This is a genomic window from Solibacillus sp. CAU 1738 (genome assembly GCF_039888725.1).
Lineage (GTDB): Bacteria > Bacillota > Bacilli > Bacillales_A > Planococcaceae > Metasolibacillus.
In genome coordinates this window covers 12243-31913 of the sequence record NZ_JBDQQN010000010.1, presented here as the reverse complement: position 1 = coordinate 31913, position 19671 = coordinate 12243, and the positions used below count along the sequence as shown (strand labels likewise).

At 38.7% G+C, this 19671-nt stretch carries 14 protein-coding genes, 1 riboswitch and 1 other annotated feature; of the genes, 11 read left to right on the top strand and 3 right to left on the bottom strand.

Going from position 1 to position 19671, the window contains the following annotated elements; all coding sequences use genetic code 11:
* The first annotated feature begins 153 nt into the window (after positions 1 to 153).
* From AAFN87_RS18925 to AAFN87_RS18875, 11 genes are all read left to right on the top strand, one after another.
* Positions 154 to 1038, top strand: coding sequence for a LysR family transcriptional regulator (locus tag AAFN87_RS18925; RefSeq protein ID WP_347792625.1), 885 nt, complete (start codon positions 154 to 156; stop codon positions 1036 to 1038).
* A gap of 26 nt (positions 1039 to 1064) precedes the next feature.
* Positions 1065 to 1898: a tetratricopeptide repeat protein gene (locus AAFN87_RS18920; protein ID WP_347792624.1), complete on the top strand. Its 834-nt coding sequence runs from the start codon at positions 1065 to 1067 to the stop codon at positions 1896 to 1898.
* A 344-nt stretch (positions 1899 to 2242) separates the two neighbouring features.
* Positions 2243 to 3553: a protoglobin domain-containing protein gene (locus tag AAFN87_RS18915; RefSeq protein ID WP_347792623.1), complete on the top strand. Its 1311-nt coding sequence runs from the start codon at positions 2243 to 2245 to the stop codon at positions 3551 to 3553.
* A 129-nt stretch (positions 3554 to 3682) separates the two neighbouring features.
* Entirely contained in the window at positions 3683 to 5071 is a 1389-nt protein-coding gene (gene hemG, locus AAFN87_RS18910) for a protoporphyrinogen oxidase (protein WP_347792622.1), read from the top strand.
* 94 nt (positions 5072 to 5165) lie between these two features.
* Positions 5166 to 5265, top strand: a riboswitch (SAM riboswitch).
* 108 nt (positions 5266 to 5373) lie between these two features.
* Positions 5374 to 7218, top strand: a complete 1845-nt coding sequence (locus tag AAFN87_RS18905; RefSeq protein ID WP_347792621.1) for a bifunctional homocysteine S-methyltransferase/methylenetetrahydrofolate reductase — start codon at positions 5374 to 5376, stop codon at positions 7216 to 7218.
* Positions 7211 to 10642, top strand: coding sequence for a methionine synthase (metH, locus tag AAFN87_RS18900; RefSeq protein ID WP_347792620.1), 3432 nt, complete (start codon positions 7211 to 7213; stop codon positions 10640 to 10642). Before AAFN87_RS18905 ends, metH begins: the two co-directional genes overlap by 8 nt.
* Before the next feature lie 348 nt (positions 10643 to 10990).
* Positions 10991 to 11494, top strand: a complete 504-nt coding sequence (locus AAFN87_RS18895) for a GNAT family N-acetyltransferase (RefSeq protein WP_347792618.1) — start codon at positions 10991 to 10993, stop codon at positions 11492 to 11494.
* A gap of 188 nt (positions 11495 to 11682) precedes the next feature.
* The gene (desA, locus tag AAFN87_RS18890; RefSeq protein ID WP_347792617.1) at positions 11683 to 12708 is read left to right on the top strand and encodes a Delta(5) desaturase DesA; all 1026 of its coding nucleotides are present in this window, start codon (positions 11683 to 11685) and stop codon (positions 12706 to 12708) included.
* Positions 12709 to 12876: 168 nt separating this feature from the next.
* On the top strand, positions 12877 to 14004 hold the full coding sequence (locus AAFN87_RS18885; protein ID WP_347792616.1) for a sensor histidine kinase: 1128 nt from the start codon (positions 12877 to 12879) through the stop codon (positions 14002 to 14004).
* 2 nt (positions 14005 to 14006) lie between these two features.
* A complete protein-coding gene (locus AAFN87_RS18880; RefSeq protein ID WP_347792615.1) occupies positions 14007 to 14612 on the top strand; it encodes a response regulator in 606 nt (201 codons plus the stop codon).
* Positions 14613 to 14698: 86 nt separating this feature from the next.
* Positions 14699 to 14933: a binding site (T-box leader), on the top strand.
* A gap of 98 nt (positions 14934 to 15031) precedes the next feature.
* Complete coding sequence (locus AAFN87_RS18875) at positions 15032 to 16609, top strand: 2-isopropylmalate synthase (RefSeq protein ID WP_347792614.1); 1578 nt, start codon at positions 15032 to 15034, stop codon at positions 16607 to 16609.
* A 226-nt stretch (positions 16610 to 16835) separates the two neighbouring features.
* On the opposite strand, the gene AAFN87_RS18870 is transcribed toward AAFN87_RS18875, so the two are convergent.
* The 3 genes from AAFN87_RS18870 to AAFN87_RS18860 form a co-directional block, all read right to left on the bottom strand.
* A complete protein-coding gene (locus AAFN87_RS18870) occupies positions 16836 to 17807 on the bottom strand; it encodes a proline dehydrogenase family protein (protein ID WP_347792613.1) in 972 nt (323 codons plus the stop codon).
* Positions 17808 to 17955: 148 nt separating this feature from the next.
* Positions 17956 to 18714 carry an ABC transporter permease gene (locus AAFN87_RS18865; protein ID WP_347792612.1) on the bottom strand — a complete coding sequence of 253 codons (759 nt, stop codon included), beginning with the start codon at positions 18712 to 18714 and terminating at the stop codon, positions 17956 to 17958.
* Positions 18711 to 19433 carry an ABC transporter ATP-binding protein gene (locus AAFN87_RS18860; RefSeq protein WP_347792611.1) on the bottom strand — a complete coding sequence of 241 codons (723 nt, stop codon included), beginning with the start codon at positions 19431 to 19433 and terminating at the stop codon, positions 18711 to 18713. Before AAFN87_RS18860 ends, AAFN87_RS18865 begins: the two co-directional genes overlap by 4 nt.
* Between the last annotated feature and the right edge of the window lie 238 nt (positions 19434 to 19671).

Here is a 19671-nt window from a genome sequence, read left to right as displayed (position 1 = left end):
GAAAATGTCTACACACTATTGTAATTAAGTTAGTTTTTTGGTATGAATTTCTTTTGTTAAAGCCTATTATAGTAGTATGGAAATATAAATACAATTTATTATTTCTATCATTTCCATTCCAATTGGTTATGAATTGGTTAGGGGGATTTTATTATGGAAATTCAGCAATTGCAGTACTTTAAAACAGTTGCCAAGTTACAGCATATGACGCGTGCAGCTGAAAAGTTGAGCATTTCTCAGCCAGCACTTAGTAAATCAATTGCGAATATTGAGCAGGAGTTAGGGGTGCCTCTCTTTGATCGACAAGGACGTTCGATTTATTTAAATAGATACGGCACATTATTTTTAGAAAGTGTCAATGTAATATTAGCGGAGTACGACAAAGTCATACAGGAGTTCGATGAAATTACACGTCCTGGTTATGGCGAAGTGTCTCTCGGTTTTATTCACACGCTCGGTATGGAGGTTGTGCCAGAACTAATGGCACGTATTCCAAACAAATACCCGAATATGCAGTTTTCATTAACACAATCTACTTCACTTAGTTTACTGAAAAAACTAGAAGAGGGCATAATTGATTTGAGCTTGTCACAAAAAATTGAATCGAAATTAATTGCTATTGAATGGGTTGAGCTTTGGACGGAAGAACTATTTGTTATCGTGCCAAAACATCATCCACTTGCTGAGCGAGAATTTATTGATTTAGAGGAAATTAAAGGTGACCCATTTATCTCTATTAAGAGGGGAAACTCCTTACGTCAAATTGTGGACGAATTATTTAATGCGATTGGTGTCACAATGAATACAACATTTTCGGCTGAAGAGATGCATACTGTTGCTGGATTTGTTGGTGCGGGTTTAGGTGTTTCGCTCATTCCAAATGTGAAGGGGTTAGATGGGTTTAACGTGAAAAAACTGAGAGTAATAAATCCACCGTGCTATCGTAAAATCGGTGTTTCTTGGGCGAAAGATCGCTATTTATCTCCAGCTGCTAATGAATTCAAACAATTTTTAATTGATTCTTTTACTAATAACTAAGTGTAGTGATGAATGAGGTGAAATCCATGTTTCGTGATAAAGAATTTTTAGATTCGTTATTAATAGAAGAAAAAGATTATTGGTATAGCCAGCTTGAACAGGCGAACTATGGAAATATAGAAGCTATCAAACGGTTAGCGGCTCTTTTTTTCACATATGAGCAATTTGAAGCAACTGTATATTGGCTATGTGAAGCGGGGGATGATGCTGAAGCACAGTATGAATTAGCTAATATGTATTTACAAGGACTAGGTGTTGAGGAAAGTGAAGAGAAAGCACTGGAGCTTTATAAAAAAGCTGCAGAGCAAGAACATGCTGATGCGGCGAATAATTTAGCTGACATGTATTTCAATGGTGAAGGTGTCGAAGTGAATGAGGCACTTGCGTTACATTGGTTTTCACGAGCAGCAAATGCTGGAGTTGTAGAAGCGATGTTTACACTTGGTATTATGTATGAGCAAGGGCTTGGTGTAGCACAAAATGAGGAAAAGGCATTTGCCTATTATTTACAAGCTGCAATTGGTGGCTATCAGGATGCGCAGTACCGCGTAGGAACGATATATTTAGAAGGCTTGCTCGGACAACAACCGGATATACAGCTTGCAATAGACTACTTTGTACGTGCTGCTAGTGAGCACAGTGTCGATGCATTATTTAATTTAGGCTATATTTATGCCGAACCAAATTTTGCGGTACAGGACGGCAAAAAGGCAGTACATTATTTTAAACAAGCGGCATTACTTGGAGATAAAGAAGCTAAACTTCAACTAGCAAGATTGTATGAACGAGGGCAAATTATTGAACGTGATGAAAAAGAAGCGCAAAGGTGGCGTGCCGCAGCAAACGATCAAGATGTCTGAAAAAAGCTTAAGTAGAAAGAGGCTTTCTACTTAAGCTTATAGAATAATTTTATTATATTAATATAGGTGTTAATCCCTATTAATTTTAAATATTCTATATATTATAATAATTATACATATTATGGTTATTGATGTGATTGTAGGGAAACAGGACTATAGTGGGCGTGTCGCGAAAATAAAATACTTCTTTTTGAGTAAAATAAAATTAATAGTTACTGTAGGAGTATATTAATTTATGACTAACTAAGTGTTTTTAAGTTTATTCATCATTTTATCTTGTAACAGAACAAAGAAATAGTAATCTTAAGTAGGACTCTTAATTAAAGGAAAGTAGTGTGTAATAAATGTTTAAAAAAAAGGCATTAAGTAATGAGCGCATCACTGTAGATGAAATGCAAGTACATATGGATTTGTCATGTAATACTAATATAAAAAGACAAATCGAAATGCTCCAAATGACGGAGCAAGATTTGAAATATTTAAAGGCATTTCAACCATATGTGGAAAAGTATATCGATGAAATCGTTGCTGCCTTTTATAACTCGCTCGGAATGGAGCAAAGTTTAACAAAAATTATTAATGATAATAGTTCTTTAAATCGATTAAAATTGACATTACGTAAACATATTCAAGAAATGTTCAATGGTAGTATTAATGAGCAATTTTTTGAAGCGCGTCAACGAATTGCGCGAGTACATGTGAAAATTGGTCTGAAAACACAGTATTATATTGGTGCTTTTCAAGATTTATTTATTCAATTCTTAAATATAGTAGAACGTGAAATTGTTAATCCACAAGATCAATACGACATGATCCGTGCGATATCAAAGATTTTAAATTTCGAGCAACAAGTAGTGTTAGAGGCATTCGAAATGGTTGTTGAGCAAATGGAGCGTTCAATTGAAAAAGAAAAAATGCGTGTAAGCCAATCCATTGTTTCTGCAACAGGGAATTTATCCGCTATTTCTGAACAGACAAATGCCTCATTCCACCAACTAACAAATCAATCTAGCGAAGTCGTCAATTATGTTAAGGAAGCAATTGATATTTCCAATAAAGCGGAAACGCAAGCGAGTGAAGGGAAAATACAAATTCAAGAACAATCGCGAAATATGAAACATATTATTGTGTCAGTGGAAGAAATTTCGGATGATGTGTTGGAACTTGTGAAAATTTCAAAAGAGATGGAAGCGATTATGGGCATTGTGACGAATATCGCGAATCAAACGAATTTATTATCACTTAATGCAGCAATTGAAGCGGCTAGAGCAGGTGAAGCGGGAAAGGGCTTTAGTATCGTAGCGGATGAAGTGCGTAAATTATCAGTGCAAACGAAAGAATCGACAGACAATGTTGCATTACTTTTAAAAAATACAAATGAACAAACAGAGAAGCTTAAACTTTCTATGGAGCGTATACAAAAGGCAGTATCTTCTGGTGAAGATTGCATGATTGCGACGGCGCAACGTTTCACGCAAATTGTATCCGCAATGGAAGAAACGCAACAGAAAAATAGTTTGATGGAGGAAAAGGTAGAGGAAATTGGCGGCGTCATTCAACAACTAGGCATGGATTGCGATGAAGTAATGCTGTCAACTGTTACTTTAGCAAACGTTGCTCAAGATCTAGAAACAATGACATTCAGAGGGAACTAAGCAGAATGTGAAAAAGAATTGTCCGTTTGGGCAGTTCTTTTTATTTTTGTAAAAGAAGTCACAGCTATTATCGTGAGAAAACGTTTATACTAGTCCATAGAGAAATATAGATGGTGAGGAGAGAAGACGATGAAAACAGTCGTTGTTGTTGGCGGTGGCATTACAGGATTGTGTACGGTGCACTATGTAACAAAACAATTGCAAGACGCAGGGATAAAGGCACGTCTTATTTTAGCCGATCAAAATCCATATTTAGGTGGCAAAATCCACTCCGAGCATGCAGAAGGATTTATTATGGAAACAGGTGCAGATTCGATTGTTGCTCGTCATCCAGGTGTATTAGAGCTAGTACGTGAGCTGCAGTTTGAAGACGAGCTTGTGTATAACGAAACAGGTATTTCCTATATTCATACGAATAACGAGTTACATCCTATTCCAGCAGGTTCGACATTCGGTATTCCAATGAGTGAGGAATCATTGATGGCGAGTACATTATTGTCAGACGAAGCAAAACAGCGAGTACTACAAGATAGCACAATCCCCAATGATAGATTCACAAAAGAAAGTTCGATAGGTGAATTTTTAGAGTACTTTTTAGGAGAAGAAATTGTACATAAGCAAATTGCTCCTGTACTAGCAGGCGTTTATTCAGGCGATCTGTATCAACTTTCACTCGCCTCAACATTACCTTATTTAGTAGATTATAAAAATAATTATGGCAGCATTATGGAAGGATTTAAAGCGAACCGTGAGCAATTTGAGAAAGCTGCTAATAAGAAATTTATTTCATTCCGTAATGGCTTGTCATCGCTTATTGATCGCTTAGAGGAGACATTGCCGAATGTAGAATTTTTAAAAGGTGTAAAAGCGACCAGCGTCTCAAAAAATAGCGATATATACGAAGTTGCCTTTAGCAATGGGGAAGTAGTAGCTGCTGACATCGTTGTACTAGCTGTGCCAAATGAAACGGTGCGTACTTTATTAAATGATGAGCATTTAGCAGCAAACTTACGAAAATTCACGAATGCTTCTGCCATTACATTATATGTAGGATTTGATGTGCCAGATGCTGTGCTACCTGCAGACGGTACGGGCTTTATTGTATCGCATAATAGCAATTTAGTGTGCAATGCTTCAACATGGACAAGTCGAAAATGGAAGCATACATCAGCGGATAGTAATTTACTCGTAAGGTTATTTTACAAAAATGTAAATCCACGTTATGAGGAGCTAGCGGCAATGTCAGACGAAGAATTGACGAAAGTGGCATTAGATGATGTTAAACTAAGTCTCGGGATTGATGTACAGCCGAAAGTTGTAAACGTCACGAAATGGGTAAATAAAATGCCACGCTATGACCTTGCACATAACGCAGCTTTAAAGGTTGTATTTGACGATTTAGCAGTTCGTTATCCGAATGTTTTATTAGCAGGATGCTCTTATTTTGGTGTAGGGATTGGTGCGTGTATTCAAAATGGTAAAAACACAGCTGCCCAAATTATGACAATGATTCAGTAGAACAAACGGGAAAATTAGTCATTGCCGTGAAAGGTCTTGACGTTCTATTCATATAACGTTATGATTCTTTTAATTATTTACAAAATTCATACATTTCTTATCGAGAGAAGCAGAGGGACTGGCCCAGTGAAGCTTCAGCAACCAACGAATATGTCAGGTGCTAAATCCAGCAGGCATTTGCCGACAGATGAGAAGGACAAACATGAGCAAGTAGAGCCTTCTTTTTTGAGAAGGCTTTTTCTTTTCGGTGGAATTAACTGAAAAATACGATTAATTAAACGACTGAAAGAGAGGACATAAATATGGGGTTACGTGAAGCATTACAAGAACGGGTATTAACGGCAGACGGCGCAATTGGCACACTACTTTATTCTTACGGATTAGATTATTGTCACGAAGAAATGAATGTCATAAAACCGGAAATTGTTGAAAATATTCATAGTGACTACATTGCAGCAGGTGCTGATATTATCCAAACGAATACATATGGTGCCAATGCAATTAAGCTAGCACGTTATGGTTATGAAGAGCGTGTTAAAGAGTTTAATGAGGCAGCAGTCAAACTAGCAAAATCGACAACAAGTGCAGGGGGACAATTTGTACTTGGCACAATCGGTGGTATTCGTGGTATTCGTAAAAGCGATAGTACGCTGGATGAAATTTTAGCAGCTACGCGTGAACAAGCGGATGCATTGTTAGCGGGCGATGTAGATGGCTTACTGCTTGAGACGTATTACGATTTTGAGGAACTAACTGCAGTCGTTGTCATGCTACGAGCGATGACTGAAAAACCAATTATTGCACAAGTATCGATGCATGAGCCTGGTATTTTACAAAATGGTTTATCGCTCAATACGGCATTAAAGGAGTTAGATCTACTAGGTGCTGATATTGTAGGGATGAACTGTCGCTTAGGTCCATTCCACTCGATCCAAGCATTTGAAGGGGTACAACTCCCTGAAAATGCCTTTCTTTCCGCATATCCAAATGCTTCGCTACTCGATGTAGAAGACGGTCGAGTTGTTTATGAATCGGAGGCAGATTATTTCGCGCGTGCGGCATTCGAACTTGTCGGGCAAGGAGTACGTTTAATCGGGGGCTGTTGTGGAACAACGCCGAAGCATATCGAAGCTGTGAAGAAAAAATTAGCAAACGTTACACCAGTAAAAGAAAAAAAGATTAAACCAGTAAGCGTCGAGTTTGTTCGTGTACCTGAACCGCCAAAAGACGAACCGTTTCATGAAAAAGCAAAACGTGAGCGCTCAGTACTTGTAGAGCTTGATACACCGCGCCATTTAGAAATTGACGGTTTTATACATGGCGCAAAGGAACTGTATGCAGCAGGTGCTGATGCTATTATGATGGCGGATAATTCGCTTGCCTCACCTCGTATTAGTAATATTGCGATGGCGTCGATTTTAAAGTTACAGCATGGTATACGTACATTGCCGCATATGACATGCCGAGATCGCAACTTAATAGGCTTGCAGTCACATTTAATGGGACTAGACGCACTTGGGCTGCATGATGTTTTAGCGGTAACAGGGGACCCGACAAAGGTAGGGGATTTCCCAGGTGCGACAAGTGTTTATGATGTTTCTTCAATGGAGCTTATTTCACTTATAAAGCAACTGAATGAAGGTATTTCATTTTCAGGGAAAGCATTACGCAAACAAGCGAATTTCTCTGTCGCAGCTGCTTTTAATCCGAATGTACGAGTACTTGACAGAGCAGTTAGTCGTTTAGAGAAGAAAATTGAACATGGTGCGGATTATTTTATTTCGCAGCCAGTTTATTCAAAAGAGAAGATTATTGAAATTTACGAGGCGACGAAACATTTAGACACGCCAATTTATATTGGAATTATGCCGCTTACTAGCTTTAAGAGTGCAGAGTTTTTACATCATGAAGTTCCAGGGATTAAGCTATCAGATGAGGTGCTAGCACGTATGGAAGCGTGCGGGGATGATAAGGAGCGCTCGTCTGCTGAAGGTGTGGGAATTGCGAGAGAATTATTAGATACAGCATGCAAATATTTCAACGGTATTTATTTAATTACGCCGTTTTTACGATACGATATGACGCTTCAATTAATGGAGTATGTCAAACAATTAGATGTGCAAAAAGGGGCCGAAACAAATGTTTAACCATCCAATCGAGCAGCAATTAGAAAAACGTATTTTAATTATTGATGGTGCAATGGGAACGATGTTGCAAAATGAAAATTTAACGTATGAAGATTTCGGCGGCGAAGAATTAGATGGATGTAATGAAAATCTAGTGTTAACTCGCCCTGACGTGTTAACGAAAATTCACCGTGCGTACTTAGATGCTGGTGCAGATATTATTTGTACAAATACATTTGGTGGCACGCCGCTCGTATTAAACGAATACGATTTAGGCGATAAAGCAGTAGAAATTAATACACGTGCTGTAGAGCTTGCAGTTGCTGAAGCAAAGGCCGTTTCGACACCAGAATGGCCGCGTTTTGTTGCGGGTGCAATCGGTCCGACGACAAAAACGTTATCTGTAACGGGCGGTATTACGTTTGATGAATTACAGGAAAACTTTTACGTGCAGGCGCATGCTTTAGTCGCTGCAGGCTCGGATTTAATTTTACTTGAAACGAGTCAAGATATGCTCAATGTGAAGGCGGCAATTCTCGGTATTCGTCGTGCATTTGAAGAGTTAGGTAAGGAGCTTCCTGTTATGATTTCAGGCACAATTGAGCCGATGGGGACAACTCTTGCAGGTCAATCTATTGAAGCATTTTATATTTCGATTGAGCATATTAAGCCATTATCGGTGGGCTTAAACTGTGCGACAGGTCCAGAATTTATGACAGATCATATTCGCTCATTATCAGAGCTAGCAACGAGCTATGTAAGCTGTTATCCGAACGCAGGCTTACCTGATGAGGAAGGATGCTATCATGAGACACCGGATTCCTTATCGAAAAAACTACAAGGCTTTGCAGAAAAAGGTTGGTTAAATATCGTTGGTGGCTGCTGCGGTACTACACCTGCTCATATCGCTGCCATTCGTGAGGCGGTAAATGACTATGCACCGCGAAAACGCCAAGATACAACACATGGCCACGTCGTTTCGGGCATTGAACCATTGCAATACGATGAATCAATGCGCCCATTATTTATTGGGGAGCGTACGAATGTAATCGGTTCACGTAAATTTAAAAACTTAATTATTGATGGCAAGTTTGAGGAAGCAGCAGAAATTGCGCGTGCACAAGTAAAAAACGGTGCACATGTCGTTGATATATGTTTAGCAAACCCAGACCGCGATGAAGTGGAAGATATGCGCGGCTTTATGAAGGAAGTTGTGAAAAAAGTAAAAGTACCACTTGTAATCGACTCAACGGATGAAAAAGTAATGGAAGAAGCATTGAAATTTTCTCAAGGGAAAGCAATCATCAACTCGATTAACTTAGAAGACGGTGAAGAGCGCTTTGATGCAGTAATGCCATTAGTCAAAAAATACGGTGCAGCACTTGTTGTCGGGACTATCGATGAGCAAGGGATGGCTGTAACACGCGAGCGCAAATTGGAAGTGGCAGAGCGCTCGTATAAATTGCTAACAGAAAAATGGGGGCTAGCTCCTGAGGATATTATTTTTGATCCATTAATGTTCCCAGTTGGTACAGGCGATGAGCAGTATATCGGTGCAGCAGAGGAAACGATCGAAGGGATTCGCCTTATTAAAGAAAAATTACCACGTACTTTAACGGTACTTGGTGTAAGTAACGTGTCGTTCGGATTGCCTCCTGTTGGACGAGAAGTGTTAAACGCTGTGTACTTATACCACTGTACACAAGCTGGTTTAGATTACGCGATTGTTAATACTGAAAAGTTAGAGCGCTATGCATCAATCCCAGAAGCGGAAATTAAGCTAGCAAATGATTTAATTTTTAATACAAATGATGAAACATTAGCATTATTTACAGACTTTTATCGTGATAAGAAAAAGGAAAAAACGGAAGCAGATATTCCGAAAACGGTAGAAGGGCGTCTTGCGTACTATATTTTAGAAGGTACGAAAGAAGGTTTAATAGAAGACCTAAACGCTGCCATGGAAATGTTCGACACACCGCTAGAAATTATTAATGGTCCTTTAATGGACGGTATGTCTGAAGTAGGTCGCTTATTTAATGATAACCAGCTCATCGTCGCTGAAGTACTACAATCAGCAGGGGTAATGAAGGCAGCTGTTGCGCATTTAGAGCAGTTTATGGAGAAAAATGAAGAGTCAGCAAGCAAAGGGAAAATGGTGCTTGCTACTGTTAAAGGTGACGTACACGATATAGGGAAAAATTTAGTCGATATTATATTAAGTAATAATGGCTTTAACGTAGTGGACCTCGGGATTAAAGTTTCTCCTGCGCAATTAATTGAAACAATCCGCCGCGAAAAACCAGATTTTGTTGGTTTGTCAGGCTTACTTGTAAAATCAGCACAGCAAATGGTAATTACGGCTCAAGACTTTAAAGAAGCCGGTATTGATGTGCCGATCATGGTTGGTGGCGCGGCATTATCCCGTCGCTTCACAGAAACGAAAATCGCTGCTGAATACGATGGTCCTGTTATTTACTCAAAGGATGCGATGCAAGGGCTTGAATTTGCCAATCGTTTAATGAATAAAGATGAACGAGGAAATTTTTTAGAGGAGCTTCGTGAATCGCGTGAAAAACGGATTGAAGCAGATGAAAAACGTGCAGCAAAACCGAAAGCAGAAGTAGTTGTGAAGCCTGTACGTACAGTTAAAGATGCGCTAGTTTTTGAACCGGGAGATTTAACGCGTCATATTAAGCGCGGTTATTCCGTTGCGCACTTGCAACCATATGTAAACATGCGTACGCTAATTGGGCATCACCTCGGTTTAAAAGGGAATGTCGAAAAATTACTTGCTGAAGGGGATAAACGTGCAACAGAACTGCATGAGTTAGTAACAGATTATTTACAAAGTGACATATTAGTTCCGTCAGGTATGTATCAATTCTTCCCGGCGCAAGCGGACGGGGATGATGTGATCATTTATAGTCCAGAAGATGCAAAGACAGAAATAGAGCGCTTCACTTTCCCACGTCAACAAGTTGAGCCATATTTGTGCTTGGCTGATTTCTTAAAAACAGTCGATAGTGGCGAAATGGACTATGTTGCGCTTATGGTCGTAACGGCAGGGCATGGTGTTGGCGATAAAGCGAGAGAGCTAAAGGATGCAGGCAAATTTTTAGAAAGCCATGCGCTACAAGCAACGGCACTTGAACTAGCAGAAGGATTTGCAGAGCGCATTCACCAAGAAATTCGTGACCAGTGGGGCTTCCCTGATGCAACAGATTTCACAATGCGTGACCGTTTTGCAGCGAAGTATCAAGGTCAGCGCTTTAGCTTCGGCTATCCAGCATGCCCAAATTTAGAAGACCAAGAAAAATTATTTGGTTTAATTAAGCCGCAAGACATTGGCGTAGATCTAACGGAAGGATTTATGATGGAACCAGAGGCAAGCGTATCAGCGATTGTGTTTGCGCATCCTGATGGGAGATATTTCAACGTCTAAATTAATTTACGCTCCTTGTTTATGACAGGAGCGTTTTTTGAAAAATAAAAAGTGTGAATTTCTGGATTTTGAGCAGTGTCTAGCTCCAGCGTCCAGCCCCTCGAGGTCGCTTCTGCCCATCAAACGAAAGCGGGAAAGATGCATTCGCTCGATGGTCATCCAGCGCTTGTCGGGGCTAAGCGGGGCGCTTGCGCTTTTCTAATGTGTTTAGCTCCAGCGCCCAGCCCCTCGAGGTCGCTTCTGTCCCTCAATCGAAAGCGGGAAAGATGCATTCGTTTGAGTGCCATCCAGCGCTTGTCGGGGCTAAGCAGGGCGCTTGCGCTTTTCTTATAAATGGGAGGAAAGATCATGATTCGTGAAGCAATAAAGGAAGATATAGTGAGCATTTTGGAAATTTTCAACGAAAATATTTTAACGAGTACAGCGATTTATATGTATGAGCCCCAAACTCTTGACTATAAGCTAGCTTGGTTTGAGGCGAAGATGGCTGCAGGAGAGCCGCTTTTTGTATACGAGGAAGATGGAATAGTGGCTGGTTACGCAACGTACGGTCCGTTTAGAACGTATCCTGCATATTTATATACAATCGAGCATTCTGTTTATGTGCATAAAGATCATCATAGAAAAGGTATTGGCACAAAATTAATGCATGCTTTAATTGATGCAGCAAATGCTAATAGGATCAAAACTATGGTTGCATGTATCGATGCGGAAAATCAAGGTAGTATCATTTCTCATGAAAAACTAGGATTTGTCTATAGTGGTACGATTCGTAATGCAGGGTATAAATTCGATCGCTGGCTTGATTTAGCCCTTTATCAGTTGGATTTAACTGGTCCTAAATCTATTTAATAAAGGGTTGTGGTGCTGAGTATTAACATATTACCGATTTGATAATGATATGTATTTTCTTCAATTTAGTACCTAGTCATATGACAATTGTCATAAAAAACTAATGATGTTTGCGTCTGTCTGTCACATGTTCGTTTTATTAATATGAAACTATCGAAAACGAACGAAAGTAGGGGATGGTTTTGGCAATGACGGATGCAGAAAAAACGAAGCAGCTACGCAAAGATGTAGCGCCGTATGCAAAATCTGAAATGAAAAAAAGTGTAATGCAAATTATTAATACAATCGTGCCGTTACTGGCATTTTTGGCTTTAGGATTTTATTTAATGCAATTTTCTCCATGGCTAAGCGTGGCGAGTAGTGTAGTTGCTGCAGGATTTCTTGTGCGTACATTTATTATTTTCCACGATTGCACGCACGGTTCATTTTTTAAAAACAAAAAAGCAAATGATTTAGTAGGATTTTTTTCAGGTGTGCTAACTTCATTCCCTTACGAAAAGTGGAAACGTGAGCATACAATTCATCATGCAACAAGCTCAAACTTAGACAAGCGTGGTATTGGCGACATCGATATGTTAACAGTTGAAGAATATGTGGAAAAATCAAAGTTGGGTCGTTTAGGATACCGTATGTATCGAAATCCATTTGTAATGTTCGGATTAGGACCGCTTTATATGGTGCTTATTTTAAATCGCTTTAACCGCAGTGATGCGAAGAAAAAAGAGCGAGTGAATACACATCTTACAACAATTGTATTATTATCGATTTGTGCAATACTCATTTATGCATTCGGTTGGATGTCATTCTTACTAGTATACGGTGTAACATTATTTGTCGCAGGTTCACTAGGTATTTGGTTATTCTACATCCAACATACGTATGAAGACTCGTATTTCGAATACGAGGGAGACTGGGATTATGTGAAGGCTGCGGTTGAAGGAAGTTCATATTACAAGTTACCAAAAATTTTACAATGGGTAACAGGAAATATCGGATTCCACCATGTGCATCATTTATCTCCACGTATTCCGAACTATCATTTAGAAGCAGCGCATGAAAATGTTGCACCATTACAACGTGCGACAACGATTACAATTATAGAAAGTTTAGAATCACTTCGCTATAAATTATATGATCCAGATCGTAAAAAGTTTGTGACATTTAAAGAAGCAGAAGCGTTAATCGACTTACGCAATAAATCATTGCAAATGTAACCTTAGAGTAATAATAAGTATTTTTTAGACAAAGAAAGATTAGTATTTTAATAAAATTTATTCTAACTTCTAAGGCTATTCGGTAAGTTTTCTTGCTGAATAGCCTTTTTTATAAGGGGAATATCTCAATGTTTGTTATAATAAAAGGAAAAAGTAAGTGAGGACGTTATGCAAAGTTGGTATAGTATTATCCCGAAAAGCCCTTGGTTAAGTATTTATATTTGGGTTATTTTTTGTATCATGCCATTCTTTTTCATAGTTCGGGTTTTTTCTTTTTGGTATATTATTTTAGGCATTTTTATGATTTTCCTATACTTTTTATGCCACCGTTTTTCGTTTAAGTCGAAAAACGGGCTCGTCTATATGTGGATTAGCTTCCAAATGGTGTTAAATGTGGCGATGACACTGTTGTTTGGTTATGTATATTTGTCATTATTTACAGCGTTTTTTATCGGTAATATTCGGCAATCTGTAGGATTTTTTATAATGTATGGCTTACATATTGGCTTTACGGTGATATCTATTGTGGCGGGATACTTTATTTTTCTAGAAATGTTTTTATCACAAACACCGTTTATTATTATTGCGGTAATTGGAGTGGTGCTACTACCATTTACGCTCTATTCGCGTAACAAACGAGAAAATTTAGAAGGCGAGCTTGAAACTGCCCGCGAGCGTATTTCAGAGCTAATAATTCATGAGGAACGCCAACGTATTGCGCGAGATTTACATGATACACTTGGACAAAAGCTATCGATGATTGGTTTGAAAAGTGATTTAGCGGTTCGCCTCGTTAAAAAAAATCCTGAGTTAGCGATTAACGAAATTAAAGATATTCGGCAAACGGCTAGTATTGCACTGAAGGAAGTTCGTGAACTTGTGGCAGATATGAGAGCTGTGAAAATCGAAGAAGAATTGTATCGTGTTGAGCAAATATTAAAAGCAGCAGAAATCGAATTCGTCCTTCAAAATGATGCACCAAATTTCGAAATGCCAGTGCTTACGGAGAATGTTATTAGTATGGCATTAAAAGAAGCAATTACGAATGTCGTCAAGCATAGTATGGCAACACGCTGTAATGTAATAATTGTGCAAACGAATAATGAAATAACTGTTACAGTTAAGGATAATGGCGTCGGTTTCCCTAAAGAGTATAAAAGTTCCGGTAGTGGACTAAAAGGGATGAAAGAGCGATTAGAGTTCATTAATGGCTCGATTGAATTTAAAAAGGAAAATGGTACCGAGCTTATTATGCGAGTGCCGCTTACGATTACGCATCAAAAAAGGAGTGAGTAAAAATGATACGGATAGTAATTGCAGAAGATCAAGGGATGCTTTTAGGGGCGATGAAATCCTTACTTAGTTTAGAGGATGATATGGAAGTGATTGGTCTTGCAAAAAATGGAGAAGAGGCCATTGAGCTTGTAACAACATTACAACCGGATATTTGTATTATGGATATTGAAATGCCAGTTAAAACTGGACTAGACGCAGCGGAAGTGTTACGTGAACATGATTGCAAAATTATTATTTTGACGACGTTTGCTCGACCAGGATATTTTGAACGTGCGCGTAAAGCGGGAGTGCGTGGCTATTTATTAAAAGACAGTCCAATTGAGGAGCTCGTAAATTCGATTCGCATTATTATGGATGGTCGCCGTATTTACGCTCCAGAGCTTGTTGATTTTGTATATGAGGATGATAGTGAGAATCCTTTAACAGAACGCGAGAGCCAAGTACTAGAACTTGTAGCGGAAGGTAAAACAACGAAAGAAATTGCGGCAGAGCTGTTTTTGTCCGCAGGTACAGTACGAAATTATATTTCCACAATTTTAGATAAGCTAGGTGTAAGTAATCGCATTGAAGCCATTGCACGCTTTAAGGAAAAAGGGTGGAATAAGTAATCCACCTTATTAGCTAAAAATAAAAAATTTTTAGAAAATTATTGACATTGTGTCTGACTATGAGTAATATAACTTTCAACAATAAGTTGTAGGCCTTGATTGGAAATAGTAAAAATGCCTGTGTACTTGTAGAGAGCTAGTGGTTGGTGAAAACTAGTAGGCACACATTTTGAACTCGTCCTTGAGCCACTCCCTGAAAGATTGAGTAAGGGAAGTCGGATTCCCCCGTTATAGGGATAGACAGTGATGGCTGTCGACAAGTGGATTAGTTTTGTGACTAATCAATTAGAGTGGTACCGCGAGCAGAAACTCGTCTCTATATTTTTATATAGAGACGGGTTTTTTTATTTTATTTAAAACACAGGTTCTATGCTTTCATTTGACGTAGAACCAAAAAATAAAAAAAGGAGTGTTTGAAAATGGGAAGAAAAATTTGGGTGTTTGATACAACTTTACGTGATGGAGAACAAGTGCCTGGGGCAAAATTGAATTTATATGAAAAAGTAGAGATTGCTCAGCAGCTCAATAAACTAGGTGTCGATATTATCGAGGCTGGCTTCCCTGCTTCATCACAAGGGGATTTTGATGCGGTAAAGGCTGTCGCGCAAAAGGTTGGCAATACGGAAGACATCATGATTACAGCGCTAGCACGTGCTGTCAAAAATGATATCGATTCTGTTTATCATGCGGTGAAATATGCACAAAATCCAATGATTCACATGGTACTTGGCACATCGGATATACACGTAGCGAAAAAATTCAACAAATCAAAGGATCAAATTTTACAAATCGGCATTGATGCAGTTAAATATGCAAAAACATTATTACCAGAAGTGCAGTATTCCACAGAGGATGCTTCGCGTTCAGATTTTGAATACCTATGGAAAACGATTGAAGCTGTTATGAAGGCTGGTGCTACAATGATAAACGTACCGGACACAGTTGGTTTTGCCGAGCCAGAGGAATTTGGGGCAATGATTTATAAGCTAAATGATCGCATGAAAAATTTAAATGATAAAGTACTACTAAGTGTTCACTGTCACAATGATTTAGGTATGGCGACTGCCAACACATTAGCTGCCATAAAAAATGGTGCAGACAAGGTGGAATGTACGATAAATGGAATCGGTGAACGTGCCGGCAATGCTGCACTTGAAGAAGTAGTTATGGCACTTAAAACGCGTGAAACAGTATATAATGCACATACACGAATTAACACACGTGAAATTATGAATACATCTCGCCTTGTGTCAAGCTTTATGGGCTTAGATGTGCAAGTTAACAAAGCTATTACAGGCGATAATGCTTTTGCCCACTCATCGGGTATCCATCAAGATGGCTTACTAAAATCGCGTGACGCTTATGAAATTGTGCATCCTGAAGATGTGGGCCTAGATGATATGGAACTTATACTAACAGCGCGCTCAGGTCGTCATGCGGTAAAAAATGCATTAGAAAAGCTTGGTTTCTCTAATTTATCAGAAATTGATTTTGAAGGGATTTTCGATGGCTTCTTAAATTTAGCAGATGCTAAAAAAGAAGTGTATGATCATGATTTATATGTAATCGTAGAAAGCTATTATGAAAAGCAAGATGGTCAGCATGCCCTTGCAACACATTATAGTGAGCAGTTTTATGACCTTGATGATATACAAGTGATTAGCAATGCAAGTTTCCCTTCTGCAAGTGTTAAAATTCGCAAAGGGAATGAGGTATTAAAATCAAGTGCGGTAGGCTCAGGTCCGATCGACGCTTTATACTCTGCTATAGCTGAAATTACAAAAATTGAAGTAAAGCTTATTGAGTATAATATTAGCAGTGTATCACGTGGGAAAGAGGCGCTTGGTAAAGTGAAGATTATCATTGAGCATGAAGGAGAAAAATATATAGCGAAAGCGGCACATACGGATATATTAAAAGCGAGTGCGCTAGCTTATATTAATGCTATTAATAGCGTTGTCGTCGCAAGTATCGTGCCTGCAGAAACAGCTGTCTAATATTATGTAGCTTATAGAAAAAACAAAGGCTATGTGAGAAGTGGAGATATCTCACATAGCCATTCATTATTAGATAAGAAAGTATATATTTTTGAGTAGTGTCTAGCTCCAGCGCCCAGCCCCTCGAGGTCGCTTCTGCCCCTCGGTCGAAAGCGGGAGAGATGCTTTCGCTCGCTGGTCAGCAAGCAGCTGTCGGGGCTAAACGGGGCGCTTGCGCATTTCTTATTTATTTCTTTTTCGTTAATCGTCCGAGTACAAATGCACCTGCAGCAACTGCTAAGAACGTGTTAGTCTTTTTATTAAACACTTGCTTTGTGACAAGGTTTAGATTTTGTGGGCGTTCTGCAAGACGGCGCATAAAGTAGCCGTACCAATCATTGCCGAATGGGACATACGTACAGAAATTATAGCCTTCTTGTGCTAATGCAACTTGCATTTCTTTACGGAAGCCGTATAGCATTTGGAATTCGAATTTATCGTGCGGGATATCGTTATCTTTCACGAAGCGTTTCACATGCGCGATAATATTATGGTCGTGTGTTGCGATCGATGTAAATTTCCCGTGTAGTAAATGGTATTCTATTAATTCAATAAAGTTTAAATCGATATCTAATTTATCTTGGTAAGCGACTGTTTCAGGCTCCTTATAAGCCCCTTTTACAATGCGTAAGCGGAAGTTTTTATACTTCTCAATGTCCTCTTTTGCGCGGAAAAAGTACGCTTGAATAACTGTCCCCACATTATCAAATGTTTTTGATAATTCTTCTAGCATATCGAATGACACTTGTAAACGCTCGTAGTTTTCCATATCGAAGTTTACGAAAATATCGTACTCCGCTGCTTTTTCTACGATTTCACGTAAGTTGTCATAGCAAAAATCAATATCAATATCGAGACCGAGCTGAGATGGCTTTAATGAGATATGTGCATCAACACCTTCAGAATGAATCGCCTCAATAACAGCTAAAATTTGTTCTTTTGCTTTTGTTGCTTCTGCTTCTTCAAAAACAAATTCACCTAAATTATCAACTGTACATGAAATACCTTGTGCATTTAATTGCTTAATGCTTGTCATTACTTCAGGAATATTTGTGCCAGCTACAACGCTTTGTGCCCCTAATTTTAAACCGTATTTTTGTGCTGCGTCATTTAAAATTTGATTCTCAGAAAGTTTAATGAAAAAATCACGTAATACCATAAAAAGCTCCCCTAACTATAATGATTTTACTTATATGCCTAGTGCATCTGAAAATGGTTTATGCATTTGTGCGATTTGTTTTTGCGATGCAAAATAAATTATAGCATATTCCTTCGTTTATGGAAAAAAACGCTAGGGGTTACGGAAATTATGTAATAGCTTTATTTATCATTTGCATACGTTCGTTAAACAATGTCGGATAAATTAAAAAACCAAAAATAATACTAGATAAAGTAGCACATGTTAAGAGAGCGAAAACAATTAAAATTTGAAACTGTACTGCTTGGATTGGATCAGCCCCACCGATAATTTGCCCGCTCATCATACCTGGTAGTTGTACGAGCCCGATCGTTTTTTGTGCTTCAATTGTTGGTATCATACTAGCTTTGATTGCATTCGTTAAATGGCGATGAACGGCCTGCTTTGGTGTACCTCCAAGCGATAAAATTAGCTCGATTTCATGTTCATTTGCTTCGATTTCGGATGAGAAGCGATTTAAAAATAAAATAGATAATACCATTGCATTCCCGATTAACATGCCGCTAATCGGGATAATATATTGCGGTGCTATCGGGATAATATGGAAGCCTAATAGCACACCTTGAGTCACTAGCTCAACAATAGCTAATGTTAGCCCTAGCTTCCAGACGACACCAGGAATATTTTTGCCTTTTTTACTTGCATTTAATGTAGCCACTACAATCATGAGCACTATCATTAAGATCATATAAATAGGACTGCTGGCGTCGAAAATAAACTTCAGCACATAACCAACAGCGAGCAGTTGAACAACGGAGCGAATCGTTGCGATAATCGTATCTTTTTCAAGCCCAAGCTTTAATGTTTTCGATAAAATAAGTGGAATTAAAATAAATATAAGTGTCAAAGAAAGTGTTGTATAAGTCATTTGGCACCTCCGCCTAAAAAGGTTTGTACACGTGAATCGGTAGAGTCAAATACTTCAGATGATGAGCCACTTGCGATTACTTTTCCGCGTGCCATCATCCACGTCATATCCCCGATTTTTTTTGCCTGCTCGATATTATGTGTAATCCAAATAATCGTTACGCCCTTTTGCTGAATTTTTAAAATTAACTCCTCGATTTCATGTACAGACTGTGGATCGAGAGCAGATGTAATTTCGTCAAGCAACAAAATATCAGAATCATTAATGAGTGTTCTTGCAATGGCGAGCTTTTGCTTTTGGCCGCCGGATAAGGCATTTGCTGGATGCATCAAAAAGGATGTATCTAACCCGACGTCGGTTAATGCTTGAAGTGCTTCATCTTTCGATAATGATTTATGTTGTAGTTTGCGCGGCAAAGCCAAGTTTTCAAAAACAGTTGTCCGTAAGATGGGGGCATTTTGTAAGACGATACCGACCTTTCTCCGTAAGACAGGTGGTTCAAAAGATTCTAACGCATCACCAAAAATATTAATAGCACCACTTGTAGGGGACAGAAGTGCGTTACACATTTTTAGTAACGTCGTTTTACCTGCGCCAGAAGGACCGATGAGTGTTGTAATATGTCCTGCTAAAAATTGCCCTGAAACATTATCTAAAATTGTTTGCTCGCCTGCTTTATAGCAAACGTTGCGGAACTCGATAGCATATTGTGCTGTCATAATGGTCTCCTTTTAGTTCTAATAATAAAAGAATACGACTCAAAGTCTAGTAAATCAAAAGGGAAAAGATGGCTAACACGAAAATCGATTCTCCTTGTAACAATGTTCAAGTTTGAGGAAACTGGACATTGCATTAACAATAAAAGGTAATTGATCACACTTGATGCATAGTAAAACTATTAAGCGACTATGGAAGATTTCTTGTTCAAGAGTATTCAGACCTGAAAGAAAACTTAAA